General features: G+C 72.5%; 20 protein-coding genes. 11 read left to right on the top strand and 9 right to left on the bottom strand.

Translation table 11 applies throughout. The features are described from left to right. Window positions 1-124 precede the first annotated feature (124 nt). Window positions 125-2,587, top strand: coding sequence for a T9SS type A sorting domain-containing protein (locus IT347_03815; GenBank protein ID MCC6348704.1), 2,463 nt, complete (start codon window positions 125-127; stop codon window positions 2,585-2,587). Window positions 2,588-2,663: 76 nt separating this feature from the next. Here the strand turns inward: IT347_03815 and IT347_03810 are convergent, their stop codons facing one another. Next, on the bottom strand, window positions 2,664-4,445 hold the full coding sequence (locus IT347_03810; GenBank protein ID MCC6348703.1) for a chloride channel protein: 1,782 nt from the start codon (window positions 4,443-4,445) through the stop codon (window positions 2,664-2,666). 60 nt (window positions 4,446-4,505) lie between these two features. Between IT347_03810 and IT347_03805 the strand changes: the two genes are divergently transcribed. The 3 genes from IT347_03805 (at window position 4,506) to IT347_03795 (ending at window position 7,408) form a co-directional block, all read left to right on the top strand. Beyond that, entirely contained in the window at window positions 4,506-5,018 is a 513-nt protein-coding gene (locus tag IT347_03805) for a winged helix-turn-helix transcriptional regulator (GenBank protein MCC6348702.1), read from the top strand. Between the two features lie 104 nt (window positions 5,019-5,122). Further along, complete coding sequence (locus tag IT347_03800; GenBank protein MCC6348701.1) at window positions 5,123-5,515, top strand: DoxX family protein; 393 nt, start codon at window positions 5,123-5,125, stop codon at window positions 5,513-5,515. Window positions 5,516-5,659: 144 nt separating this feature from the next. Further along, window positions 5,660-7,408: an AAA family ATPase gene (locus IT347_03795; protein ID MCC6348700.1), complete on the top strand. Its 1,749-nt coding sequence runs from the start codon at window positions 5,660-5,662 to the stop codon at window positions 7,406-7,408. 41 nt (window positions 7,409-7,449) lie between these two features. On the opposite strand, the gene IT347_03790 is transcribed toward IT347_03795, so the two are convergent. Next, window positions 7,450-7,761 carry a hypothetical protein gene (locus tag IT347_03790; protein MCC6348699.1) on the bottom strand — a complete coding sequence of 104 codons (312 nt, stop codon included), beginning with the start codon at window positions 7,759-7,761 and terminating at the stop codon, window positions 7,450-7,452. Window positions 7,762-8,098: 337 nt separating this feature from the next. On the opposite strand from IT347_03790, the gene IT347_03785 reads away from it, so the two are divergent. Continuing rightward, window positions 8,099-8,254, top strand: a complete 156-nt coding sequence (locus IT347_03785; GenBank protein ID MCC6348698.1) for a hypothetical protein — start codon at window positions 8,099-8,101, stop codon at window positions 8,252-8,254. Between the two features lie 75 nt (window positions 8,255-8,329). Here IT347_03785 and IT347_03780 read toward each other — a convergent pair whose 3' ends face one another. Beyond that, on the bottom strand, window positions 8,330-10,552 hold the full coding sequence (locus IT347_03780; protein MCC6348697.1) for a hypothetical protein: 2,223 nt from the start codon (window positions 10,550-10,552) through the stop codon (window positions 8,330-8,332). Between the two features lie 23 nt (window positions 10,553-10,575). Here IT347_03780 and IT347_03775 point away from each other — a divergent pair, with 23 nt between their 5' ends. Further along, entirely contained in the window at window positions 10,576-12,246 is a 1,671-nt protein-coding gene (locus IT347_03775; GenBank protein ID MCC6348696.1) for an aminoacyl-histidine dipeptidase, read from the top strand. 115 nt (window positions 12,247-12,361) lie between these two features. On the opposite strand, the gene IT347_03770 is transcribed toward IT347_03775, so the two are convergent. Both IT347_03770 and IT347_03765 read right to left on the bottom strand, forming a co-directional pair. Continuing rightward, window positions 12,362-12,625, bottom strand: a complete 264-nt coding sequence (locus tag IT347_03770; protein ID MCC6348695.1) for a GlsB/YeaQ/YmgE family stress response membrane protein — start codon at window positions 12,623-12,625, stop codon at window positions 12,362-12,364. A gap of 72 nt (window positions 12,626-12,697) precedes the next feature. Further along, window positions 12,698-13,294, bottom strand: coding sequence for a DUF937 domain-containing protein (locus IT347_03765; GenBank protein ID MCC6348694.1), 597 nt, complete (start codon window positions 13,292-13,294; stop codon window positions 12,698-12,700). Between the two features lie 118 nt (window positions 13,295-13,412). On the opposite strand from IT347_03765, the gene IT347_03760 reads away from it, so the two are divergent. Further along, window positions 13,413-13,865, top strand: coding sequence for a signal peptide prediction (locus IT347_03760; GenBank protein ID MCC6348693.1), 453 nt, complete (start codon window positions 13,413-13,415; stop codon window positions 13,863-13,865). On the opposite strand, the gene IT347_03755 is transcribed toward IT347_03760, so the two are convergent. Continuing rightward, entirely contained in the window at window positions 13,862-14,119 is a 258-nt protein-coding gene (locus IT347_03755; GenBank protein MCC6348692.1) for a GlsB/YeaQ/YmgE family stress response membrane protein, read from the bottom strand. The two genes, IT347_03760 and IT347_03755, sit on opposite strands and share 4 nt — an antisense overlap. Window positions 14,120-14,186: 67 nt before the next feature. Beyond that, on the bottom strand, window positions 14,187-15,551 hold the full coding sequence (locus IT347_03750) for an aspartate aminotransferase family protein (protein MCC6348691.1): 1,365 nt from the start codon (window positions 15,549-15,551) through the stop codon (window positions 14,187-14,189). Here IT347_03750 and IT347_03745 point away from each other — a divergent pair. The 4 genes from IT347_03745 to IT347_03730 all read left to right on the top strand — a co-directional run bounded on the left by IT347_03745 (window position 15,550) and on the right by IT347_03730 (window position 19,269). After that, on the top strand, window positions 15,550-15,954 hold the full coding sequence (locus IT347_03745; GenBank protein ID MCC6348690.1) for a SemiSWEET family sugar transporter: 405 nt from the start codon (window positions 15,550-15,552) through the stop codon (window positions 15,952-15,954). The genes IT347_03750 and IT347_03745 overlap by 2 nt on opposite strands. 75 nt (window positions 15,955-16,029) lie before the next feature. Continuing rightward, the gene (locus IT347_03740) at window positions 16,030-17,661 is read left to right on the top strand and encodes a DUF2723 domain-containing protein (protein ID MCC6348689.1); all 1,632 of its coding nucleotides are present in this window, start codon (window positions 16,030-16,032) and stop codon (window positions 17,659-17,661) included. A 52-nt stretch (window positions 17,662-17,713) separates the two neighbouring features. Beyond that, complete coding sequence (locus tag IT347_03735) at window positions 17,714-18,499, top strand: class I SAM-dependent methyltransferase (GenBank protein ID MCC6348688.1); 786 nt, start codon at window positions 17,714-17,716, stop codon at window positions 18,497-18,499. A 170-nt stretch (window positions 18,500-18,669) separates the two neighbouring features. Next, window positions 18,670-19,269 (top strand): hypothetical protein, encoded by a 600-nt coding sequence (locus IT347_03730; GenBank protein MCC6348687.1) that lies wholly within the window; start codon window positions 18,670-18,672, stop codon window positions 19,267-19,269. Between the two features lie 16 nt (window positions 19,270-19,285). Here IT347_03730 and IT347_03725 read toward each other — a convergent pair whose 3' ends face one another. Both IT347_03725 and IT347_03720 read right to left on the bottom strand, forming a co-directional pair. Further along, complete coding sequence (locus IT347_03725) at window positions 19,286-22,135, bottom strand: TonB-dependent receptor (protein ID MCC6348686.1); 2,850 nt, start codon at window positions 22,133-22,135, stop codon at window positions 19,286-19,288. A 195-nt stretch (window positions 22,136-22,330) separates the two neighbouring features. Then, entirely contained in the window at window positions 22,331-22,714 is a 384-nt protein-coding gene (locus IT347_03720; GenBank protein ID MCC6348685.1) for a hypothetical protein, read from the bottom strand. Window positions 22,715-22,742 lie beyond the last annotated feature (28 nt).

Raw genomic sequence — 22,742 nt, 5'->3', positions numbered from 1 at the left:
TGATTTCGCATGACGGTTTCGCGCCCGGTTCCGCGCATTGCCGAGTGACCGCCCCGGGCCATCCCGGGTCTCCGGCGCCAGGCTACCTCGGCGCCGCACGCCCCACGTCTTGCAGGAGGTCACCATGCAACGAACCCCATCCACGACTCCTTCGCCGCTCCGTCCCGGCTCCACCGCGCGGCTCGCACTGGTGCCGCTGCTCGCGCTCGTGTTGTGTGGTACGGCGGCGCTGCTCTGGCCATCGCACGCGGAGGCGCAGGACGCCGACACGACGCTCTGGTCCGCCAACGGGGCGGTCAGCGCGATCGTGCGCTCGGGCAATACGATCTACCTCGGCGGCTCGTTCACGGCCGTGCAGCGGGTGACCGGCGGCGGCGCGATCCTGGATGCGCCCACCGGGATGCCGACGCGGCCGTTTCCGCGGGTGACGGGAATCGTCTATGCGGCCGCGCCGGACGGCGCGGGAGGCTGGTTCATCGGTGGCACGTTCTCGGCCGTCGGCTCGCTGCCTCGCGCGCGCCTGGCGCACATCCTGGCCGACGGAACGATCTCGGACTGGAATCCCGGCGCGAACAACGAGGTCTACACGCTGGTCGTGAGCGGCTCGACGGTCTACGCGGGCGGGGCGTTCACGTTCGCCGGCGGACAGACCCGCAACTACATCGCGGCGCTCGACGCCTCGACCGGCGCGGCCGAGTTCGGCTGGAATCCCGGCGCGGGCAGCTCCGTCTACGCCCTCGCGCTGGACGGCGGCACCCTCTACGCGGGCGGCGCGTTCTCGACCATCGGCGGTCAGGCGCGCGTGGGCATCGCGGCGCTCGATGCCGGGAGCGGAACCCCGAGCGGCTGGAATCCGGGCGCGAACAACGTCGTGCGCGCGCTGGCGGTCTCGGGCAACCTGGTTTACGCGGGCGGCTTCTTCACCACGCTCGGCGGACAGGCGCGCAACCGCATCGGCGCGGTGGACGCGACCACCGGCGCGGCCACGGCCTGGAATCCGAACTCGAACAACGTCGTCTACTCGCTGGCGGTCACGGCGACCACCGTGTACGCGGGCGGAACCTTCGCGCTGATCGGCGGGCAGTCCCGCGCGCGCATCGCGGCGCTCGACCTGGACACCGGCGCGGCGACCGCCTGGAACCCGAACGCGAACAACGTCGTCTACGTGCTCCGCACGAACGGCGCGACGCTGTACGCGGGAGGGGAGTTCACCAACATCGGCACGCAGCCCCGCAACCGCATCGCCGAGCTCGACACGACGACGGCGCTGGCGACGGCGACCGGCTGGAATCCGAACGCGAGCGACTTCGTGTACGCGATCGCGCGCGAAGGAGACGCCGTCTATGCGGGCGGCGGGTTCGTCACCATCGGCACGACGACACGCAACCGCATCGCCGCGCTCGACGCCGCGACCGGCGCCCCGACGGACTGGAACCCGAACTCGAACAACGTGGTCAACGCGCTGGCGGTGGGCGGTTCGAAGGTGTTCGCGGGCGGCACCTTCACCACCATCGGCGGACAGACCCGCAACCGCATCGCGGCGCTCGACGCCGCGACCGGCAACGCGGACTTCACCTGGAACCCGAACTCCAACGGCGCGGTGCAGGCGCTGCTCGTGAGCGGCTCGACGGTCTATGCCGGCGGCTCGTTCACGAACATCGGCGGGCAGACGCGCAACCGCATCGCCGCGCTCGACGCGACCAGCGGCAGCGCGAGCCTGAGCTGGAACCCGAACGCCAACAACACGGTCTACGCGCTCGGTCTCGACGGCTCGCGGCTGTTCGCGGGCGGCGGCTTCACCACCATCGGCGGGCAGACGCGCAGCGGCATGGCCGCCCTCGACGTGACCACGGGGCTCGCCGACGGCTTCCATCCCGACGCGAACAACATCGTCTACGCGCTCGCCCTGACGCCCTCGGCCGTCTTCGCGGGCGGAGCCTTCACCATCATCGGCGGGCAGCCGCGCAACCGCCTCGCTTCGCTGGATCCGGTGGACGGCAGCGCCAGCCTGGCGTGGGACGCCAACGCCAACAACGTCGTGTACGCGCTGGCGCAGGCGGGCAACTCGCTGTTCGCGGGCGGCGTGTTCACGTTCGCGGGTGGCCAGACGCGCAACCGCGTCGCCGAGCTCAGCCTCACGACCGGCGCGGCCTCGCCCTGGGACGCGAACTCCAACAGCAGCCTGTACGCCCTCGGCCTCGGCGGCACGACGCTGTACACGGGCGGGGCGTTCACGGCGATCGGCGCGCTCAACCCGAACTACTACTTCGCCGGCCTGTCCATCGCCGGCAGCGTGCTCGACGTGCCCGTGGGCTCCGCGCCGACGCGCTTCGCGCTGTCGAACGCGCCCAACCCGGCGCGCGCGCGCACGTCCATTCGCTTCACCCTGCCGCGCGCCGGGCTCGTGAGCCTGGCGCTCTACGACGTCGCGGGCCGCCGCGTGGCGATGCTGCTCGATCGCCGGACGCTGCCCGAAGGTCCGCACGAGCTGGCGTTCGGCACGGCGGCGCTGCGGCCGGGCGTCTACATGGCGCGGCTCGACGTCGGGCTCGAGCGGGCGACGCGCAAGGTGATGGTGATTCCGTGAGCTGATGCGGTCGCGGGCCGAGAACGCGACCGGGACGGCGCGCGGCAGGGCGCCGGTCCCGGTCGCGCGGCGGGGGTCAGCCGCGGCCGAAGGGCGGCCACTTCTCGCCGCCCGGCAACTTGATGATGCTCTCGCGGCGCTGCTCGACGTCGAGGTCGCGCTCGCGCGCCTTGAAGATGTCGCTGCGGGTCAGGATGCCGATGACTTCCTGCGGCGCCTCGCGCCGCACGACCGGCAGCCGGCCGACACCCTCGGCCGCCATGCGGTCGGCGGCGGCGCGGCAGGTTTCGTCCGGATGCGCGATCACCGCCATGCGGCCGATGGCCGAGGCGACGGGAATGTTGCCGAGATCCTCGGCGCTCGGCAGCCCGAGCAGGTCCGAGCGCGTGACGACGCCGACCAGCCGGCCCTTCTCGTCCACCACGGGATAGCCCTGGTGGGCGTTGCCCGTGCGCATGTCGAAGAACAGCGACTCCAGCTCGCGGATCGGGAGCGTCGCGGGCACCGTGACCGCGGGCTTGGTCGCCACCTGCCCGACCATGAGCGTCTCGAGCGGATCCACCGTGTACTCGCGCGACAGGTGGTGTCCGCGCCGCGCGACCTTCTCGGTCAGGATCGAGCGGGGCAGGATCAGCACCGTCAGCGCGAAGGCGGCCGAGCAGGCGATGAGCAGCGGCAGGAGCGCGTCCACGCGGCGGGTGAGCTCGAGCGCGAAGATGATGCCGGTGAGCGGCGAGCGCATGGTGCCGGCGAGGATCGCCGAAAGGCCGATGAGCGGCCACAGCGCGTGTCCGCCGGCCGGCAGGATCGGCGAGAGGATCAGGCCCACCGAGGCGCCCATCATGAGCAGCGGCGCGAGCACGCCGCCCGAGGTGCCGGAGCCGAGCGCGAGACTCCAGATGAGGCCCTTCACCAGCAGCAGCCTCACGAGCGGTCCCGTGGCCGGTCCGCCGCGGAGCACGTCGGCGATCACGTCGTAGCCGACGCCGAGCGCGCGCGGCTCGATCAGCCCGCCGATGCCGACCGCGAGCCCGCCGAGCGCCGGCCACCACATCCAGTGAAACGGCAGGCGGTGGAACAGGTCTTCGGCCCCGTACACGGCCCACGTCAGGAAGCTGGACATCAGGCCCGCGGCAAGCCCGACCACGAGGCAGCCCGCGAGCGCCAGCGGGCCGAAGTGGACGATGCCCGAGACGGGAAACAGCGCGCCGCCCCCGAGCAGCATCGGCCGCAGCGCGGCCGCGGTCGCGCTCGCGCGCGCGACGGGGATGAAGCTGCGCGGCTTCCACTCGAAGAGCAGCAGCTCGACGGCGAGCAACACGGCGGCGACCGGCGTTCCGAACGTGGCCGACATGCCGCCGGCCGCGCCGGCGACGAGCAGCGTCTTGCGTTCGGCGGTCGTCAGGTGGAAGAACTGCCCGATGATCGAGCCGCAGGCGCCGCCCGTCATGATGATCGGACCTTCGGCGCCGAACGGCCCGCCCGAGCCGATGGCGACCGCCGAGGACAGCGGCTTGAGGACCGCGATCTTGGGCTCCATGCGCGCGCGGCCGATCAGGATGGACTCGAGCGCCTCGGGGATGCCGTGGCCGCGGATGCGGTCCGAGCCGAAGCGCGCCATCAGGCCGACGATCAGCCCGCCGGCGACCGGAGCCGCGACCGCCCAGCCGCCGAGCGTGTTCGCGGCCGGGCCCACGCCGTGCAGCGAGAAACGGTGGAAGTAAAAGAGGTTCGTGAACAGGGCGATCAGGTCGAGCAGGCCCACCGCCACGAACGCGCAGAGCGCGCCGATCGGCACCGCCAGGGCGCTGAGGGTGATCAGTCTTCGGTCGGCGGTGAAATCGGCAGGTTGGGACACAGGCGCTCCTCCAGGGGGGATCAGCGGCCGAAAGTATCGTATTCCGATACAATCGCGCCAATGCCCGTTTCCACCCGCCGTCCGCCCGTGCTCGCTCCGCGGGACTACGTCGCGCTCGCGCGCTTCCGCGCCGTGCTGCGCGCGTTCCTGCGCTCGGCCGACGCCGGCGCCCGAGCCGCCGGACTGACGCCGCAGCAGCATCAGCTGCTGCTCGCGATTCGCGGCCGCCCGGGCCGCGAGTGGGCGGGCATCGGCGAGCTGGCAGCCGCGCTCCAGGTGCGCCATCACACGGCGGTCGGGCTGGTGGACCGCTGCGCCGCGCTCGGGCTCGTGCGCCGCTCGGCGTCGCCGGTGGACCGGCGGCGCGTACGCGTCCTGCTGACGGCGAAGGGTGCGCGGAGCCTGGAGCGGCTGACGCAGCGCAACCGGCGCGAGCTGCTCGGCCTTCGCAGGGCACTCGACCCCGCGCTGCTGGGGCTGTCGCCTTCGCAGGAGGCGTCTCGGGAGCGGGGCGCGCGCGCGCGCGATCGAGCGCGGGCCCGGAACGGCCGGCGCGTCGCGCGCACCGGCTGAGCGACCCGCCGCGGCGGACTCTTGCGGACGCGAACGGCGCGGGCGAAGATGAGCGCCTCGCGCAGGTCGCTGGCGCGCAGGTCACCGGACCGGAGGGAGTGGCGATGCAGAAGGCAGCGCAGGTCACGCACGTCCTGTTGCGAATCGTGGCGGGATTCCTGTTCATGCAGCACGGCGGGCAGAAGTGGCTGGGCTGGTACGGCGGAATGGGAGCGCAGCCCATCCCTCCGCTCATGCACGTGGCGGGCGGACTGGAGCTGATCGGCGGGCTGCTGATCCTGTTCGGGCTCTTCACCCGGCCCGTCGCATTCCTGCTCTCGGGCGAGATGGCGGTCGCCTACTTCATGGCCCACTTCCCGAACGGCCTGCTCCCGCTGGCCAACCACGGCGAGCCGACCGCGCTCTACGCTTTCGTCTTCCTGTTCCTCGCCGCCAACGGCGCCGGCGGGTTCAGCGTGGACGACCTGATCCGCGGCAGGCGCACGCCGAAGGCCTGACGCCCCGCGGCCGGCGCCTCCCGGCCACCGCTCCGGGGCGCGGATCCCGGCCCTCAGGTCGGGCCGTCCTCGTGCCGAAAACTCCCCGGGCCCGCCACGCGGGCGGACCCGAGGACTCCGATCGGCCCGAGACGTGATCCTGCCGTGATCCCCGAAAACGCATTTGCCCCGGCCGGCCCGCGCGAGTCCTTCGTCGAGACCGCTGCCGGCTCCGCCGCGCTGGGCCGCCTCGACGACGGGCTCGGCGTGCGCGAGCCATTTCTGCTCCTGACCGGCGAAGCCGGCATGGGCAAGACGACGCTCGTGCGGGAAGCCATCGCCCGCTGGGGCGCCCGCGTCGCCCCGGCCTGCCTCGCGTACACGGCGCTGTCCGGCGCCGAGCTGCTCGAGGAGGCGGCACGGCGACTGGGGGGCGATCCGCCCGCGGGTGCGAGCCGGTCCGCACTGGTCGCATGCTGCGAGCGCGCGCTCGCCGGGAGCGCCTCGCAGGGCAGGGTCGCGATGCTGATCGTGGACGACGCGCACCGTCTGCCGGCCGAGCTGCTGGAAGAGCTGCGGCTGCTGGTCAACGCCGCGCAGCAGGGCGGCTGGCCGTTCGAGGTGCTGCTGGTCGGACTGCCTTCGATCGAATCGACACTCGAAGCGGCGACTCTCGCGCCGCTGCACCAGCGCTTCTCCGTGCGCGCGCGGCTCGCGCCGATGGCGGATGGCGAGATTCGCCGCTACCTGCGGCATCGCGTCGCGGTCGCCGGCGGGGACGGCCCCGCGCTCTTCCCGCGCGCGACCTGCAACGAAATCGCCGTGCACGCGGGCGGTGTGCCGCGGCGGCTGAACGCGATCGCTTCCGAAGCGATGCGCCTCGCGCGTTCGGCCGGCGCGGCCTCGGTGCAGGCGGCGCACGTGCGCACCGCCGCCGGGACGCTGTGGGGGCCGCTGAAGAGCGATGGCGAGGCGCCCGCGGAGAGCCGGCCCGCCGGCCCGTCGCCCGCGATGGTGACGCCCGAGGTGCCCGCTCCCGCGGCGCCGCCCGCGGCACGCGCGGCTTCGCCGGCAGCGAAGGTCGCGCCCGAGGTGCCCGCTCCCGCAGCGCCGCCCGCGGCACGCACGGTTTCGCCGGCCGCCAAGGCCGCGCCCGCCCCGCCGGCTTCCGCCGACCGGCACGCCGCGACTTCCGCGGCGCCGCCCGCGCGCCAGGACGCGAACGAGTGGGTCGCGCGCTTCGTCGGCGACAAAGGTCCGATCCGGATCGGATCGCAGGCGGCGGGCTCCTTCGCGGCTTCGCGCACGTCGGCGGATTTTCCGGACGAACTCCCCGGCGCTCCGGCGCCTGCGCTGCCCTCGTCGTCCGCGCGGGCGCGCCGCCGCCGCGGCGGCGCGCTGCGCCTGGCGAGCTACGCGGCGCTCGCGGGTTTCGCGGTCGTCGCGCTGGTGATCTGGATCGTTCGCGCGCAGGGCACGCCCCGCGGCCCGAAGCCGGCCGCGGCGGTCGAGCGCGCGGCGAGCACGCCGGCGGTGCAGGCGCCGGGGTCCGGGGTGCGCACGAAGTCGGCGGCGCCCGGCGTCACGACCCTCGAGCCCGACCGCGCGCCGGCGACCCGTACCGACGCGGCGCCCGAGCGGCCCAGGAGCCCGACAGGCCGCTGGACGCTTGAAGTCTCGGCGGACGAGAGTCTGGATCGCGCCTTCGAGGAGCGTGACCGGGCGGAGCAACTCGCCGGCATCGAGGGCTGGGTCGTGCCCGCTCCCGAAGGCTCGGGCGCGCCCCACCGGATCGTGCTCGGCATCTTCCGTTCGTACGATCGCGCGAACGCCGCGGCGAGGATGTTGCTCACGTCGAAGACTCTGCCGGCCGTGCGCGTCGTGCCGTTGCCCAGGCGCGGCGACCGTCGCTGATCGCTTCGCCCTCCGCCGCTCCACGCGCCGCGCCCGGCCGATCAGCCCTCGATCTTGTAGATCTCGCGGCGGCCCTCGTCCACGAGGTCGTGGTAGCCCTTCATGATCTCTTCAAACTGCTTCATGTCCTGCTCGCTCGCGCCGGCGCCGGGCATCATCTTCTCGAAGGCTTCCAGGCTCGCCACTTCCATCTCGGCGACGACCGTCCAGTAGCGCTCGGCGCTGAAGTCGGTCATCACCCGCATGTTCGGCATGCCCATCTTCACGCCGAGCTTGTTCATGGCGAGGAACTTCTCGACCAGCGGACGCACCTTGCCGGGTTTGCAGTGCATGACTTCGCGAACGAGCATCATGTGAGTCCTCCTTGTGGATGGGTGCGCAGCCCGCGGACGTGACGTGTACAGGGACGCCGGAAGCGGTCCGGCGGCCCGATCGGGCGGCACCGCATCGTAGGGCGGGACAGCGCTGCAGAGGTCAGGGATCCGCCACGGCCGGCCAGCGGCTTGCCGCCCCGGCTGGCCCGGCCGGATCGCAGCCAGGACTCCACGACCCGCTCTATCCGGCTGCGGCGGGCCGACCTGCCCGGCCCGCGGCCCGCCGCGGCACGCCTGATGCCTTGTCCCCGCCCCGGTCCGTGCCCGCGCGCGCAGCAAGCGCGCGCCGCGCACCGGGCGAGCAGGGAGGTCCGCCATGTGGATCGTCAGTGTCGCGCTCATGACTTCATGGATGGTGTGCGTGCTGCTCGGCTTCACGTTCTTCGGCCTCACGCATCTGTTGTGCGCGGGCGCGGTCGCCCTCGAAGTGTTCCGCCGGCCGGCGCGCCGGGCAGCCTCGACGCCGCACTGAGGGTCCTGCGAGCGCGGAGCCGGCGGTGAGCGTGCGGAGCCCTGCGCGCCGCTCGCGCCGCGGTCCGGCGGGGAGTCAGCGAAGCAGCGCCGCGCGACGCGTGGCCGTGCCGGCCGGGTCCGTCACCCGTATCCAGTAGACGCCGCTGCTCGCCCGCGCGCCCGCGTCCGTGGTTCCGTCCCACACGAGGTCGTGCGCGCCCGCGGCGAACTCGCCCGCCGCGAGCGCCCGCACCTGTCTTCCATCCACGCCATAGACGCACACCGTGGCCCGCGCGGCGCGCGGCAGCGTGAATCGAACGCGGGTGGACGCGGCGAACGGGCTCGGCCAGACGCTGAGCGCCAGCCGGCCGGCATCGCGGCCGTCCGGGGGTCCGACCGCCAGCACCCCCGCTTCGATCTCGCCGCGCACGAACGCCGCGCTGGCCGCGGTGAGCGAGACGTGCGCCTCGTTGGTGTCGGGCCAGAAGACCGCGTCGAAGGGTGTGAGCCCCGCGAGCGGGCCGGCGGCCGAGACGTCGAAGAACGGACCGGCGGGAGAGAGCGCGAGCGACGACACGGTCGGAACGAAGCAGTGCGAGGGATGGAGGGCGACGATGTCGCCGTAGGGCGCCTCGGTCGAATCGAGCTGCGCCATCGAGGCGCGCGAGCCGCCGGGTGCGCCGTCCCACGGCAGCGCGCCGCTCACCACCACGGTCTGCGTGGTGGTCGAGAACAGAATGCGAAGCCTGCCGTCGAAGATGGTGCCGCTCGCCATGTCGGGCAGCGCCCAGACGTTGCCGGTGAGCGACGTGAGGAGCGAGCTGTAGTCGTAGGCGACGAGCTGCGCGCCGGGCGCGAAGCCCTGATCCTGCGCCCGGCCGCTGCCGTTGGCGACCGCCACCCGGCGCGGCAGCGCGGGCCAGTCGCCGATCGCCGCGAGGTCCGAGAGCAGTCCGCTCCGCAAGGGGTCCGCGGCGGCGGAGTTCGTCGGCGGGTTCGTCACGTGGCACAGCAGCATCTGCCGCGCGGCGGGACTGTTGAGCGAAGCGAGGAAGTCGGCGGCGCTCGCCGACTGGCCGGCGAAGAACTGGATCCAGTACTGCAGACCCAGCGGGATGTTCGCGCCGAGCTGTGGAGCGTCGAACGAGATCCATGTCCGCACGCGGTGCGGCAGCGCGCGCGACTCCATGTCGGCGAGGGCGTAACGCGAGCACAGACCGCCCATGCTGGCGCCGACCAGCGCGATCGTGGCGGACGGGGCGATCAGCGACTGCACCTGCGAGAGCAACGCCTCGACGACGAAGGCGTTCTGCTGGATGGGCGCGGTGGCGTCGGTGAAGTCCAGCACGACGGCGTCGAAACCGTCGGCGCGCAGCGTCTCGAGCAGGTCCTGCTGGTCGAGCAGGGCGTAGAGCTCGTCCCAGTACATGCTGTTGTCGATGTCGAAGCCCTCGATCACGACGACCGGGTTGAGGATCGCCGCGTGACCGGGCGCGAGCGCGACGTACGCCCGGCCGGTGCCGTAGACGCCCTGCCAGGGAACGCCCGCGGTCACCTGCAGCGTGTCGTCGGGCAGCGGCGCGGCGAGCGCCGCGACGGGAAACGTGAAGCGGGCTAGCGCCACCGAGCCATCGGCGCGGGTCAGCCGCGCGCTCAGCACGTGCGTGCCGGTCCGCGCGTAGTGAACGGGCACGGGGACGCCGGGGGTGACGGCGCGCTCGCCCAGGCCGTCGGCGAAGTCCACGGCGATCGACCGGGGCGGCCCGCCGTCCACGCGCAGCAGCGCGGGGTCGAGCTCGAACGACAGGTCGCCGCCACGATGCGTGGGCCGCGCGAGCACGGCGGCGGCGACGGCGCGCGCGGGCAGTGCCCGCGGTTCGCCGCGCTCGAGCGAGCCGGGCACGAGCCGGTCGTAGGTGCGATCGAAGAGCGCGATGGGCAGAACGCCACGCTCGTGCGCCGCGCGCGCGGCGGCATCGAGCGCCGGCAGGCCAGGCCCGGCCGGCGCGGCGAACGACGCGCGCCGCAGTTCGTCCCACGCCTGCCGCCAGCGCGTGCGGTCCACCGCTGGCGCGTCGGCGGCGCCGCTCAACTCCTCGAGGCGGGCCAGCGGCAGGACGCGGTCGTAGAGAACGCCGCTCCCGGCGAGGCGCTCGAGCGCCGCCTCCTGCGCGAGGGGGCCTTCGGTCACTTCCCGGGCCTGCGCCGGCGAAGCCACCGCGCCCGCGAGCGTCAGCGCGAGCAGCGTGCCGAGTACGATGGCGCGCGGCCGGTGCGCCGGAGGAAGGGCAGGCAACGAAGCAGGGGAGCGGAGCATGCAGCCGCCTCCATGTAAAGAGGATGGCCGGATTTCGGTCGGGCCCGGCGCGGAATGCTATCACTCGCCGCCGCGCCGGGAGGGCGCGTTGCGCGTACCTGCGGCCCGCGGAGCGGGCGCTCGTCGCGTGTTGCGCCGCGCGGGAACGGGAGCGCGGATCGGGCGCGGGACTTCGGCTATCCTGCCCGCGCCGGCACGGAGAGCCGCGGCCGGCCTTCAACCCCCATGCCTGGAGCCGGACCGTGAGCGCGATCGAAGGCCTCGAACCCGCCGCCCTGTGGAAATATTTCGCCGGGCTTTCCCGCATCCCGCGCGAGTCGAAGAACGAGGCCGCGGCAGGCCGCCACGTGGCGGGGATCGCGAAGCAACTCGGGCTCGCGTTCGAGCAGGACGGCGCGGGGAACCTCCGCGTCCGAAAGCCCGCGTCGCCGGGGCGCGAGGGCCGCCCTTCGCTGTGCCTGCAGGGCCACCTCGACATGGTCTGCGTCGCCTCGCCCGGCAAGGTGCACGACTTCCGCAAGGACCCGATCACGCTGGTGCGCGATGGCGGGTGGCTGGGCGCGGACGGCACCACGCTCGGCGCCGACAACGGCATCGCGGTGGCGACGATGCTCGCGATCATGGCCGACGGCGCGCTCGAACACGGCCCGCTCGAGCTGCTGTTCACGACCGACGAGGAAACCGGCCTCACCGGTGCGCGCGACCTGAACGGCGCGATGCTCGCCAGTCGCACGCTCATCAACCTCGACTCCGAGGACGAGGGCGTGCTGACGGTGGGCTGCGCGGGCGGCGCGGATTCGCTCGGGGCGTGGAAGCTCGACGCCGATCCCGCGCCCAAGGGCGCGCTCGCGCTCGAAGTGCGCGTGACCGGACTGCGCGGCGGACACTCGGGCGTCGAGATCCACACGCAGCGCGGCAACGCGCTCAAGCTGATGGCGCGGCTGCTGCGCGAGTGGACGGCGCTGGGCGCGCGGGTGTCGCGCTTCGAGGGCGGTTCCAAGCGCAACGCGATTCCCGCCGGGGCGGTGGCGCTCGTCTGCCTGCCGAAGGCGGGCGAATCGCAGGCCCGGGCGGTCGCCGCGAACCTGCGCGAGACGTTCCGCGCCGAGCTGGCCGCCATCGAGCCGTCGCTCGATGTGGTCGTCTCGCCGGCGGCGAAGCGCCCGGCGCGCGTCTGGAAGCGCGCGCTGCAGCGAAAAGTTCTCGCCACGCTGACCGCGCTGCCGCACGGCGTGCAGCGGATGAGCGACGCGATTCCCGGCCTGGTCGAGACCTCAACCAACGTCGCCGTGCTCACGCAGGGCCCGCGCGCCCTGACCCTGGCGACGAGTCAGCGCAGTCTGGCGGCGTCGTGCATGACGGAGATGGTGACGACCGTCCGCACCATCCTCGGGATGGGCGGCGCCGAGGTGACGGGCGCGGATCCCTATCCGGGCTGGAAACCGGACATGGACTCGCGAATCCTCGGGCTCGCCGTGGAAACCTATCGCGACCTGTATGGCCGCGAGCCGAAGGTCGAGGCGATCCACGCGGGGCTCGAGTGCGGCATCATCGGCGAGAAGGTGCCGGGCATGGACATGGTCTCGCTCGGCCCGACGATCAAGGGCGCGCACTCGCCGCAGGAGCGGGTCGAGATCGCGGCCGTCGCGAAGTACTGGGAGTACCTCCTCGCGCTGCTCGCGCGCTTCGCGTGAACCAGGCGGATCGGCGGCACGGGGCGGCGCTCGGCGCGGCCGGCACAGGGTGGCCGTGCCGAACGCCGTGCGACCGCCGCCGCCGAGCCCCGGGCGACGGCTCGCCGGAGCTTTTCTAGCTCGCGCCCTTGTCCTGCTTTCCCTTGACGAGCCGATAGACGAACAGGATCACGATCGCGCCGATCGTCGAGCCGATGATGCCGGCGTTGTGCCCCTGCCCGTACCAGCCCATCGCGCCGCCGAGGAAGTTGGCGACGAACGCCCCGGCGACGCCGAGCGCCATCGTGATCCAGATGCCGCCGGGGTCCTTGCCCGGCATGACGAACTTGGCGAGCGCACCGGCGATGAGTCCGACGATGGCGGTCCAGATGAGGCTCACGAAGCCCTCCTGAGAACGGGTGGCCCGGGGTTCCCGGGGTTCGCTTCCGGCGTTACGAGGTCCGGCATCGGATCAGCGGCGGCCGAGCATCCCGCCAAGGCCGTTCATCAGGTCGTCGAGCATCGAGCCGTCGTGGTTGCGGTCGAGCAGCTGCGTGGCGACTCCCATCAGGTCGGGTCGTGACTGCGTGGCGGTGGCGTGCTCGTTCTGCAGCATCGAAGCCAGTCCGGCGGAGTTCAGGCCCTGGGAGTGCTGCGTACGCCCGAGCACGCCCATGACGATCGGGGCGAGCGTCGCGAGCAGCTGCGCGGCCTGCGCGCCGTCGAGTCCGCTCGACTGGGCGACCGCACGCTGCGCCGCGTCCTGCCGGTCGCCCAGCACGTGGCCGAGGATGCCGGCGCCGTTCGCGGCCCGTCCGCCGAGCGTGCCGCCGAGCAGTTCGCCGAGGTTGTCGAGCAGGCTGCCGTCATGGTCGTTCTGCAGCGCCTGATGGAGCGCGTCCGCGCCGCCCGGCTGCGCGACGTTGCGCGCCAGGCCCGAGAGCAGCATCGGCAGGGCGGCCTCGATCGCGTTGCCCGTGGCCTGCGGGCCGGCGCCGAGCTGCTGGCCGAGCTGGCGCTGCAGGTCGCCGCCGAGCGTGGCGCCGAGAAGATCCAGGACTCCGGGCATGTTCCGTTCCTCCAGGTCGTGCGTGGGTTCGCGTGGTGAAGCCGGCCGCGCGGGGAGACTACGCCGGTTCGAACCGCGTCACCACTTCGTCCGGCATCGTTCGTGTAGGCTGCGCGGCGTGATCCGACTGCTCGCATTCGCCTGGGCGGGCCCGGGCTCGCTCGTCGGGCTGGCGCTGTGCCTGATGGCCCGAGCGGGCGGCGGGCCGGCACGACGGCACGCGGGCACGCTCGAGGCCTGTGGCGGCTGGCTCGGGCGGTTCATGGCGCGCACGGGCGGCCCCGGGCGCAGCCTGCGCGCGGTGACCTTCGGGCACGTGATCCTCGCGCGCGACGAGGCGAGCCTCGAGGAGTTCCGCGAGCACGAGCGCGTCCACGTCCGGCAGTGGGAGCGCTGGGGCCCGCTGTTTCCGTTCGCGTACCTCGCGGCGTCGCTGTGGGCGTGGCTGCGCGGCCGCGATCCGTACCGCGGGAACCGCTTCGAGCGCGAGGCCTGGGGCGATCGGGAGCCGCGCCCGCGCCGGGGGCGTCCGCGGCGCATGTCGAACCGCCGGCGCCCGAACCTTCGCTAGCTCGCCGCCGGCTGCTTCCTGCCGGCCACGCGCAGGTGCCAGAACAGCAGCAGCACGAACGCTCCGGCCACCGACGCGACGAAACCCATCGGGAACTTCGTCGGCCAGCGCAGCAGCCAGAAGACCAGCTTGCCGAGCAGCCCGCCCACGAAGCCGATCGCCAGCGTCATGAACCAGCCGACCTTGTCCCTGCCCGGAAACAGCGCCCGGGCGATCAGCCCGACGAGGAACGCCCCGATCAGGTTGAACACGATCCAGCCGCCGACGATGGTGGCGAGCACTGCGAGCGTTGCCTTCATGGCGGCCCTCCCGGATTTCCGATCAGCCCTTGCAGAAGCGGTCCGCCACTTCGAGCGCCTTGTCGATCGCGGCGAGGCCCTCGCGGGCGTCGTCGTCCGGGATCGTGCACGGGGGCGCGACCTGCAGTCGGTTGAAGTGCACGAAGGGCCACACGCCGTTGGCCTTGCACGCGGCCATCAGCTCGGCCATCGGCTTCGCGTCCGCGCCCGAAGCGTTGAACGGAACCAGCGGCTCGCGGGTCTTGCGGTCCCTGACGAGCTCGATGCACCAGAAGACGCCGAGCCCGCGCACCTCGCCGACGCTGGGGTGTTTCGCGGCGATCCTGCGCAGTTCGGGGCCGATCACGTCGGTGCCCAGGTGCCGGGCGTGCTCGACGATGCGCTCGTCCTTGAAGATGCCGATGCTGGCGACGATGGACGCGCAGGCCAGCGGATGCCCCGAATAGGTGAGGCCGCCGGGGAAGACCCGCTCGCGGTAGGTCTCGGCGACCTTGCGGCTGATGATCACGCCGCCCACCGGGATGTAGCCCGAGTTGGAGCCCTTGGCGAAGGTGATCAGGTCGGGCGTCACATTCCACTTGTTGACCCCGAACCATTCGCCGCAGCGGCCGAAACCGGCCATGACCTCGTCGCTGATCATCATGATGCCGTGCCGGTCGCACAGCGCCCGCACGCCGGCGAGGTAGCCGTCGGGCGGCACGAGGATGCCGTTGGTGCCGACGACGGTCTCGAGCAGGATGGCCGCGACCGTGTGCGGCCCTTCGACCATGAGCACGTCGGAAAGGTGCTGGAGCGCGCGCTCGCACTCCTCGGCTTCGCTGGTCGAGTGAAACGCCGAGCGGTACGGGTACGGGCCCCAGAACTTCACCATGCCGGGCACGCCGGGTTCGTTGCCCCATCGGCGCGGGTCGCCGGTCAGCGCGATCGAGGTGCCGGTGGCGCCGTGATAGCTGCGGTAGGCCGAGAGCACCTTGTAACGGCCGGTGTGACCGCGGGCGAGGCGGACGGCGTTCTCGACCGCGTCGGTGCCGCCGTTGGTGAAGAACACCATGTCGAGGTCGCCGGGCGCGAGCTCGGCGATCAGCCGCGCGGCCTCGCTGCGCATGTCGTTCGCGAAGCCGGGAGCGATCGTGCACAGGCGCCCGGCCTGCTCCTGGATGGCGGCGACGAGCCTGGGGTGCTGGTGTCCGATGTTGACGTTGACGAGCTGGCTCGCGAAGTCGAGCCAGGTGCGCCCCTTTTCGTCCCACATGCGCGAACCCTTCGCGCCGGCGATGACGGTGGGCTGGAGCAGACCCTGGGCGGACCAGGAGTGAAAGACGTGCGCGCGGTCGTTGGCGTAGGCGTCGGCCAGATAGGGCGAGGTGTTCGTGTCGAGTTGGGTCATGGCCGGAAGGCTAAGCCGTGCGGCGCCGCTCGACAACCCGCCCGTCGTCAGGGGGGACGGGGGCCGCTCGAGCACCGAAGGAACGGCTATAGTGCGCCGTCCGCACCACCCTGGTTCCAGCCATCCGGAGAACCCGTTGACCGAAGCCATCGGCTACCTCGCGGCCGCGTGCACGACCTTCGCCCTGCTGCCCCAGGCCGTTCACGTCTGGCGAAAGCGTTCGGTGGGGGACGTCTCGCTGTCCATGTACGTGATCCTGGTGAGCGGTGTCGTCGCCTGGGTCGTGTACGGAACGCTGATCCACTCGCTGCCGCTCATCCTCGCGAACAGCGTCAGCTTCCTGTTCGCGGGCTCGGTCCTGGCGGGCAAGCTGGTGTTCATGAAGCGGGGCGCGAAGGCCTGAGCGGTACGGCGGGGCGCCGCGCGTCCCTGGACCGTCGGATTGCGGGCGCTCGCGCCCGCGTGACATCTTCGCGGCGTGGTCCGTCCGATACCGCGCCCTCGCGCGTCCGAGCCCGCCGCACGCGTTCCACCCGTCGCTCACGTCGCCGCATGGCCGTCGCTGGTCGTGGGGGCGGCGGCGCTGGCGTGCTACCTCGCATGGTGCCCGCGTGTCACCGGCGACAAGGACAGTCCCGAGTTCACGCTCGTCCTGGCGTCGCTGGGCGTCGCCCATCCGACCGGCTATCCGCTCTACACGCTGCTCGGCCACCTGTTCGTGAGCGTGCTGCACGCATGGGGCGCGAGCTGGGCGTACGCCGCCAACGCCTGGAGCGCGCTCGGCGGGGCGCTCGCGGTCGGGCTGCTGCACGCGCTGGCGACGCGGCTGCTCGCGGGCGCCGGGGTTCGCCCGCGCTTCTCGGCGCTCCTCGTGCTGCCCGCGGTGGCGGTGTTCGCGGTCGATCCCGTCTGGACCTACGAAGCGACGCTGGCCGAGGTCAACAGCTGGCACCTCGCCTGGGCGGCGGGCGCGGCGCTGTGCGCGGCGGCGCTGCTCCAGGCGCCAGCGCCTCGTGGCCGTGCGCTGCTCTGGCGGGCCGCGCTCTGGGGCCTGCTCGTCGGCGTGGGGCTCGCGCATCACCGCACCAGCGTCTGGATTTCGGGGCCGTTCACGCTGGCGCTGCTGGCGCATGCCCGCCCGCGCAACGCCGCGCCGTGGCTCGCGGCGTGCGCGGGCGCGCTCGCGCCGCTGCTGTCGTACGGGTACATCTTCTGGCGGGCCTCGCACCCGGCGGCGGTGCAGTGGCCCTCGCTCGTTCCGGGCGCGATCGGCCTGCACCTGAGCGGCGCGGGCTACGCGCACTACCTTGGCCACTTCGCGCCGTCCGACGTCCAGCGCAGGCTGCTGGTCGAGGGCGTCTTCCCGTGGCTCGCGCCCGCGCTGCTCGCGGCGTGCGTCTGGCCATTCCTGCGCGGCGGCGCGCGGGTCCTGCGCCTGGCGCTGGCGGCCGCGGTGCTCGTGCAGACGGCCTACGCGTTCTTCTACGGCGTGCCGGACCCCTCGAGCTATTTTCTCGTCCCGCTCGCGCTCGGGCTCTCGCTCGTGCCGGCGACGCTCGCGGCGCTGCCGCGCGCGCGGCGCTTCGGCGCGCCGCTCGCGATCGCGGCCGCGCTGGTCGTGGCGGTCGCGGGCCGGACGTGGCCGCGGGTGGCGGCCGAACGCGTGTCGGTGTTCGCGAAGTTCGACGCGCTCACGCGGTCCATGTGGACCGGGATCCCGCGCGAGCGCGGCTTCGTGATCTGGGAGGACGACATGTCCTACCGGCTGGTGGCCTACCAGCTCCTCGACGGCCTCAAGCCCGGCCTCGTGGTCGTGAATCCGGTGACGTTCAAGAATCCGCTCGCGCGACGGACGTTCGCGGCCCGGCACGGCTTCGACCCCGCCGGAGACCTGCCGCCGGCGGCCGCCTACACCGAGGGCGAAGGTCCGGAGCTCGACCCGCTGCGTGAGGCGGTCGTGGATCGTCTCGCGCGGACGGGTGAGCCGGTGCTGGTCTTCCTGCCGCAGGTGCCGTCGGTGCGGCTGTTGCGCGAGGGCGGATCGGTGGCGGGCGCGCGCGACGCGGCGGGCGATCTCCCGCGTCCCGAGCCCCGGCCGGGCGAAAACTGACCCGAAAGGAGAACCTGCGGACGTGAGCGAACTCAATCCTCAGCGTGAACAGATGGCCGACGAATCCATGGTCCGCAACCTGGCCGCCCAGGCGCTGGCGATCTGGCCGCAGGAATCCGAGCTGCTGCGGCGCTACGGCCTCGCGGACGACATCCGCATCCTCGACGCGGGCTGCGGCACGGGCGAGATCTCGCGCCGGCTGGCGGAGTTCTTCCCCGGATCGAGCGTGCTGGGCGTGGACATTCTCGATCACCACCTCGAGCTCGCGCGCGAGCGCTACGCGCGGTACGCGCCGCGGCTTTCGTTCGAGCACCGCAGCGTCTTCGACCTCGGCCTGCCGGCGGCGTCGTTCGACCTGACCGTCTGCCGGCACGTGGTGCAGGCCATTCCGCATCCGGAACGCGTCTTCGCCGAGCTCGCGCGCGTGACCCGGTCCGGCGGCCGGCTGCACCTGATCGCCGAGGACTACGACATGCTGCATTTCCGCAGGGGCGAGCCGGACCCGCGCGACTTCTGGCACGAGGTGCCGGCGCGCATGAGCGCAAGCGAAGCGACCAACGCCTTCATCGGCCGCGACACGCCGCCGATGCTCGCGCGCCTCGGGCTGCTCGACGTGCGCGTGGACTACGTGACGGTGGACACGCTGCGGGTGCCGCGCGAGACGTTCGCCGCGATCCTCGAAGCGTGGCGGGACGGTTACGCGAAGCTGGCCGCCGAGCTCATGGGCTGGCCGACCGGGCGGGCGCGCGGCTACTTCGAGGCGATGATCGCGAACATCCGCGACCCGGACGGCTACGCGGTCTGGCACGTGCCGGTGGTGAGCGCGCGGGTGCCGTGAGGGCCGTGGCCCGGCCCGGGCGGTTCCGACCTCGCGGCGGGCGCTTACGGACCACGGGCCGCCCGCCGGCGGCCCCGCCCGATCGCGAGCGCGCACCTGTCGCCGCCCGGAGCCGTCGGGTACGATGCGCCGCGTTCCGCTTCCCGGCTGCTCACTTCCCCGAGGTTGCCATGCGCCTTCGCAGGATGCGTTTCGCCGCGCCGCTCGCGCTCGCCGCGCTCGTCGCGCTCCCCGGCTGCACCGCCGTGCAGGAGCTGGCCGCGCTGCGGCTCGTCTCGTTCGGACTGTCGAACGTCTCGGACGTGAAGTTGGTGGGCATTCCGATCGGACCGGGCGCGGACTACTCGAAGCTCGGGCTGGCGGACGTGGCGCGCCTCGCGGCCGCGCTCGTCGCCCGGCAGGCGCCGCTCGAACTGGTCGCGCACGTCAGCGCCACCAACCCGCCCGAGAACAAGGTGAGCGCGCGGCTCGTCGGGCTGGGCTGGAAGCTGTTCGTCGAGGACCGGCAGGCGATCGCGGGCAACCTGGACACGCCCGTCGAGATTCCGAGCGGGCGGACGGTGGACGTGCCGGTGGCCGTGCGCTTCGATCTCGCGCAGCTCGGCTCGGGCGGCGCGCGGGACCTGTTCGATCTGGCGGTGGCGATCGCGGGACAGGGCGCGATCACGAAGGACCTGCGCCTCGAGCTGGTGCCGACGATCGAGACCCGCCTCGGTCCGCTGACCTACCCGTCGCCGATCGTGATCCGCAGGACCGGCGCCGACCGATAGACCGCGCGCCGCGGCGTCAGCGGAAGCTGTAGGTGAACACCGCCTGCACGTAGCGTCCTAGCGTGTCGTCGCGCTGGTCCTCGACGTAGGTCTCGGTGACGCTGCGGCTGACGCTGCGGTTCTGCCCGAGCACGTCGGTGGCGGTCACGCGGATCTCGCCGCGGCCGTCCTTGAGGAACTTCTTGCCGAGCGTCGTGTTCCACAGCACGACGTCCTGGCCGTACGCCGACGGCACGCCGCTCTGCAGGTTGTGGTTGAGCTCCTGGCGCACGACGATGCCGCGCGGCGCGACGGCGTTGAAGCGGATGCCGACGACGTGCGAGTAGTAGTCGCCGCCGCTCGTGGTCGTCAGGTTGCTGCGCGAGAAGTTGTAGGTGCCCCGGTAGGAGAGCGTGAAGTCGAGGTTCGGGCTGATGTTGCTGGCCAGCACCGTGCCCCCGCGCAGGGCGTAGGTGTCGCCGAGGTTCGTTTCGCTTCCGACGAGCGTGGGCGTGCGGGTGTACGTGCCGCCGCCGTTCACGCTGAACACGCTCTTGAGCCACGGCGCGGGCATGCTGTAGACGCCGAACAGGCTGGCGTTCCACGAGGGCTGATCGAGATTCACGGGCCTCGTGAGCTGCGTGCCGCCCGCCAGCGCGATGCCGTCCACCACCGTGTCGGCCGGGGCGACGAAGATCGAGTTGCCGATCGGGCTCGACGTGCGGGTCACGCTCGCGAACACGAAGCGGCTGCGCGAACGTGCGGGGTCGGCCTCGGACCAGCGAACCGAGACCGAGTTGCGGTGGCTCGGGCGCAGGTCGGGATTTCCGCTCGAGAGCGCCAGCGGATTCGAGTTGTCCACCACGTTCTGCAGCTGCCGGATGGACGGCGCGTCGGTCGAGGTGTTCCACGAGACGCGCAGGCTGCGGCGGTTCGCGAAGTTGCCGGTGAGCTGCGCCGAGGGCAGGAAGTCGCCGAACGTGCGATCGATCACGCGCGAGTCCGGGAAGGTCTGCTCCGAGAGAAGCCGGGTGCTCTGGTACGAGGCGTTGCCGAGCAGCCGCCAGGAGCCGCGGGTCGCGAGCAGGGCGACGCCGCCGTTCTGCGCCGTGGTGCGGCTCTCGTACGAGTTGGACAGCGTGCTCTCGGGCAGGCTGTACGTGCCGCTCACGGGATCGAGGCTCCAGGCGCGCGCATCGGCCGAACTCGAGGTGAGCGAGGGGTTCCAGATGATCTGGCCCTGCAGCCACGGCGCGAGCGGCTCGGTGAAGGCGACACGGGACGAGTACGAGCGCGTCACGGAGCGCGAGTCGCCCCGCTGGTCGAGCGTGTCGCTGCTCGTGGTCATGCCGTCGTAGTAATCGGTGAGCGAACGCTGGGCGTCGTCGCCGTCCCGCAGCGTGCTGCCGAGGTTGAGATCGGCCGACACGTTGCGGCCGCGCTTCGCGAAGCGGTGGCGCAGCGTCAGGCGGCCCGACAGGTTGTCGCCGTCGGTGTTCTGGCGCGAGTCGCTGGTCGAGCGGCCGAGCGCCGCGCCGAGCACTCCGATGTTGGCGGCGTCCGCCGCGTTGCCCACGTCGCTCTGCTGAAAGTAGAGCCGCGGCTGGAAGATCACCGAGTTGAGCGAATCCGGCGTCCATTCGAAGCGGGCGTCGAAGCGCTGATTGTCGTTGCGGTCGTTCGAGACGTTGCGCTGGTCGTAGAACGCCAGCGAGTCCTGGGCGGGCAGGTACTGGCGGGCGAGCGACTGGCGGTTGTCGGTGTCGGTGCGATTGGCGAACAGGCTGGCGCTCACCTGGAGCCGGGGGCCCCACTGCCCGACGTAGTTCGTGCCGCCGGCGCTGGTGGTCGAGATGCCCGGGCTCTGGCCGACGAGGAAGCTGCCGGGGTCGAACGCGCCGCCGCCGAAGCCGCCGCCCATGCGGACGACGCGCTGCCCGCCGCCCGGGGAATGTCCGCCGCCGCCGTGCATCATCATGCGCATGCGCGGTCCGCCGCCGCCCTGCGGGTCGCTCATCGCGCCGAACAGGTCCTGGTGCGAGAAGTTCTGCTGGTTGATGTTGTTCGCCATGCCGATCAGCGTCAGTCGCGACGCGCCGCGGATGCGCGTCCAGTTGCCGCCGGACTGGTAGAGGTTCTGATCGCCTCCGCCGGCGTAAACCTTGCCGAAGCCCGCCTTCCGGTCGCGCAGGATGAAGTTCATGGTCTTCTGCGACTGGCCGTCGTCGAAGCCGCTGAACTCGGCCTGGTCGCTCATCCTGTCGTAGACCTGGATGCGGTCCACGACTTCGGCGGGCAGGTTGCGCATCGCGGCCGCCGGGTCGCTGCCGAAGAACGGACGGCCGTTGACCAGCACGTTCTGCACCTGCTCGCCGTTGGACTTGACCTGGCCGTTCTCCAGCGTCACGCCCGGGAGCTTCTGCACGAGGTCCTCGGCGGTCGCGTCGCGGTTGATCTTGACCGCGCTGGCGCGAAACTCGGTCGTGTCGGCGCGCACGACCGCCGGAGCGGGCGACTCGCTGACCGTGATGCCGGCGACCGGGACGGACTCGGGCGTGAGCGCGAGCGCGCCGAGGTCCTGGTCGGCCTTCGTGATCCGCACGACGGTCTTGAGCGGCGCGTAGCCGACGCGCGTGGCCTCGAGCCGGTAGCTGCGGATTCCGAGCCCGGAGAGGGTGAACGTTCCGTCGTCCTTCGCCGCCGACTGGCGGACGTCGGAGGAGTCCGCCGCCGCGATGAGGCGGACGGTCACGGCGGGCACCGGGGCGCCGGTCGTGGAATCCAGCACGCGGCCGTGGACGCTGACCTGCTGCGGCGGCGATTGGGCGAGGACGAGGGCGGGGGCGAGCAGCAATGCGAAGGCGAACGAAGCGGCGATCCGGCGCATCAGGGTCCTCGGTCGGGGGGCTCGTCGGCTCACGACGGTTCGTGGGATGGACGCACGAGACTACCCGCTGGTTCCCCGGCGCGCCCGCGACCGCCGGCGCGTACGGCGGTCGCAATTGCCGCGCTCGTGTCGAAGTCGGCCGGGGCGGCCCGTGGCGCGGGCCGCGCACGCGCGTCCGTGCGGGCGCGGGTCCACTCAGTACGGGCGGTAGCTCTTCTCCTCGATCAGCTCCGAGCCGAGCGCGAGGTTGAGCTCGCGCTTGATCTCCGCCCGCCGGTCGTTCGTGCGGTAGACCGCGCGCGCCAGTTCGACGAAGCCGGCGCCGAAGTCCCGTGCGGCCTCGCAGGCGCGGATCTCATCCTCGATCTCCCACAATCGCTCGTTGACCGCCTTGAGCTCGGCGGTGAGCGCCGTGACGTCGCGCGCGGCGAGCGGCGAGGCGGCCCAGGTGGCGCGCAGCAGTTCGAGCTCGCGGCGGACGTTCACGAGCTTGGACGCGTCGGAGATCCGCTCGGCCTTGATCTCGAGGATCGTGAGCTTGTCGAGGAACTCGCCGGGCGACGTCTGGACGCTCAGCATGGCCGGCCCGCTCCGGCGCCGGGCCGGA

The organism is Candidatus Eisenbacteria bacterium (assembly GCA_020847735.1).
In the GTDB taxonomy this organism is placed as follows: domain Bacteria; phylum Eisenbacteria; class RBG-16-71-46; order RBG-16-71-46; family RBG-16-71-46; genus CAIXRL01.
This window is presented reverse-complemented; position numbering and strand designations above follow the sequence as displayed.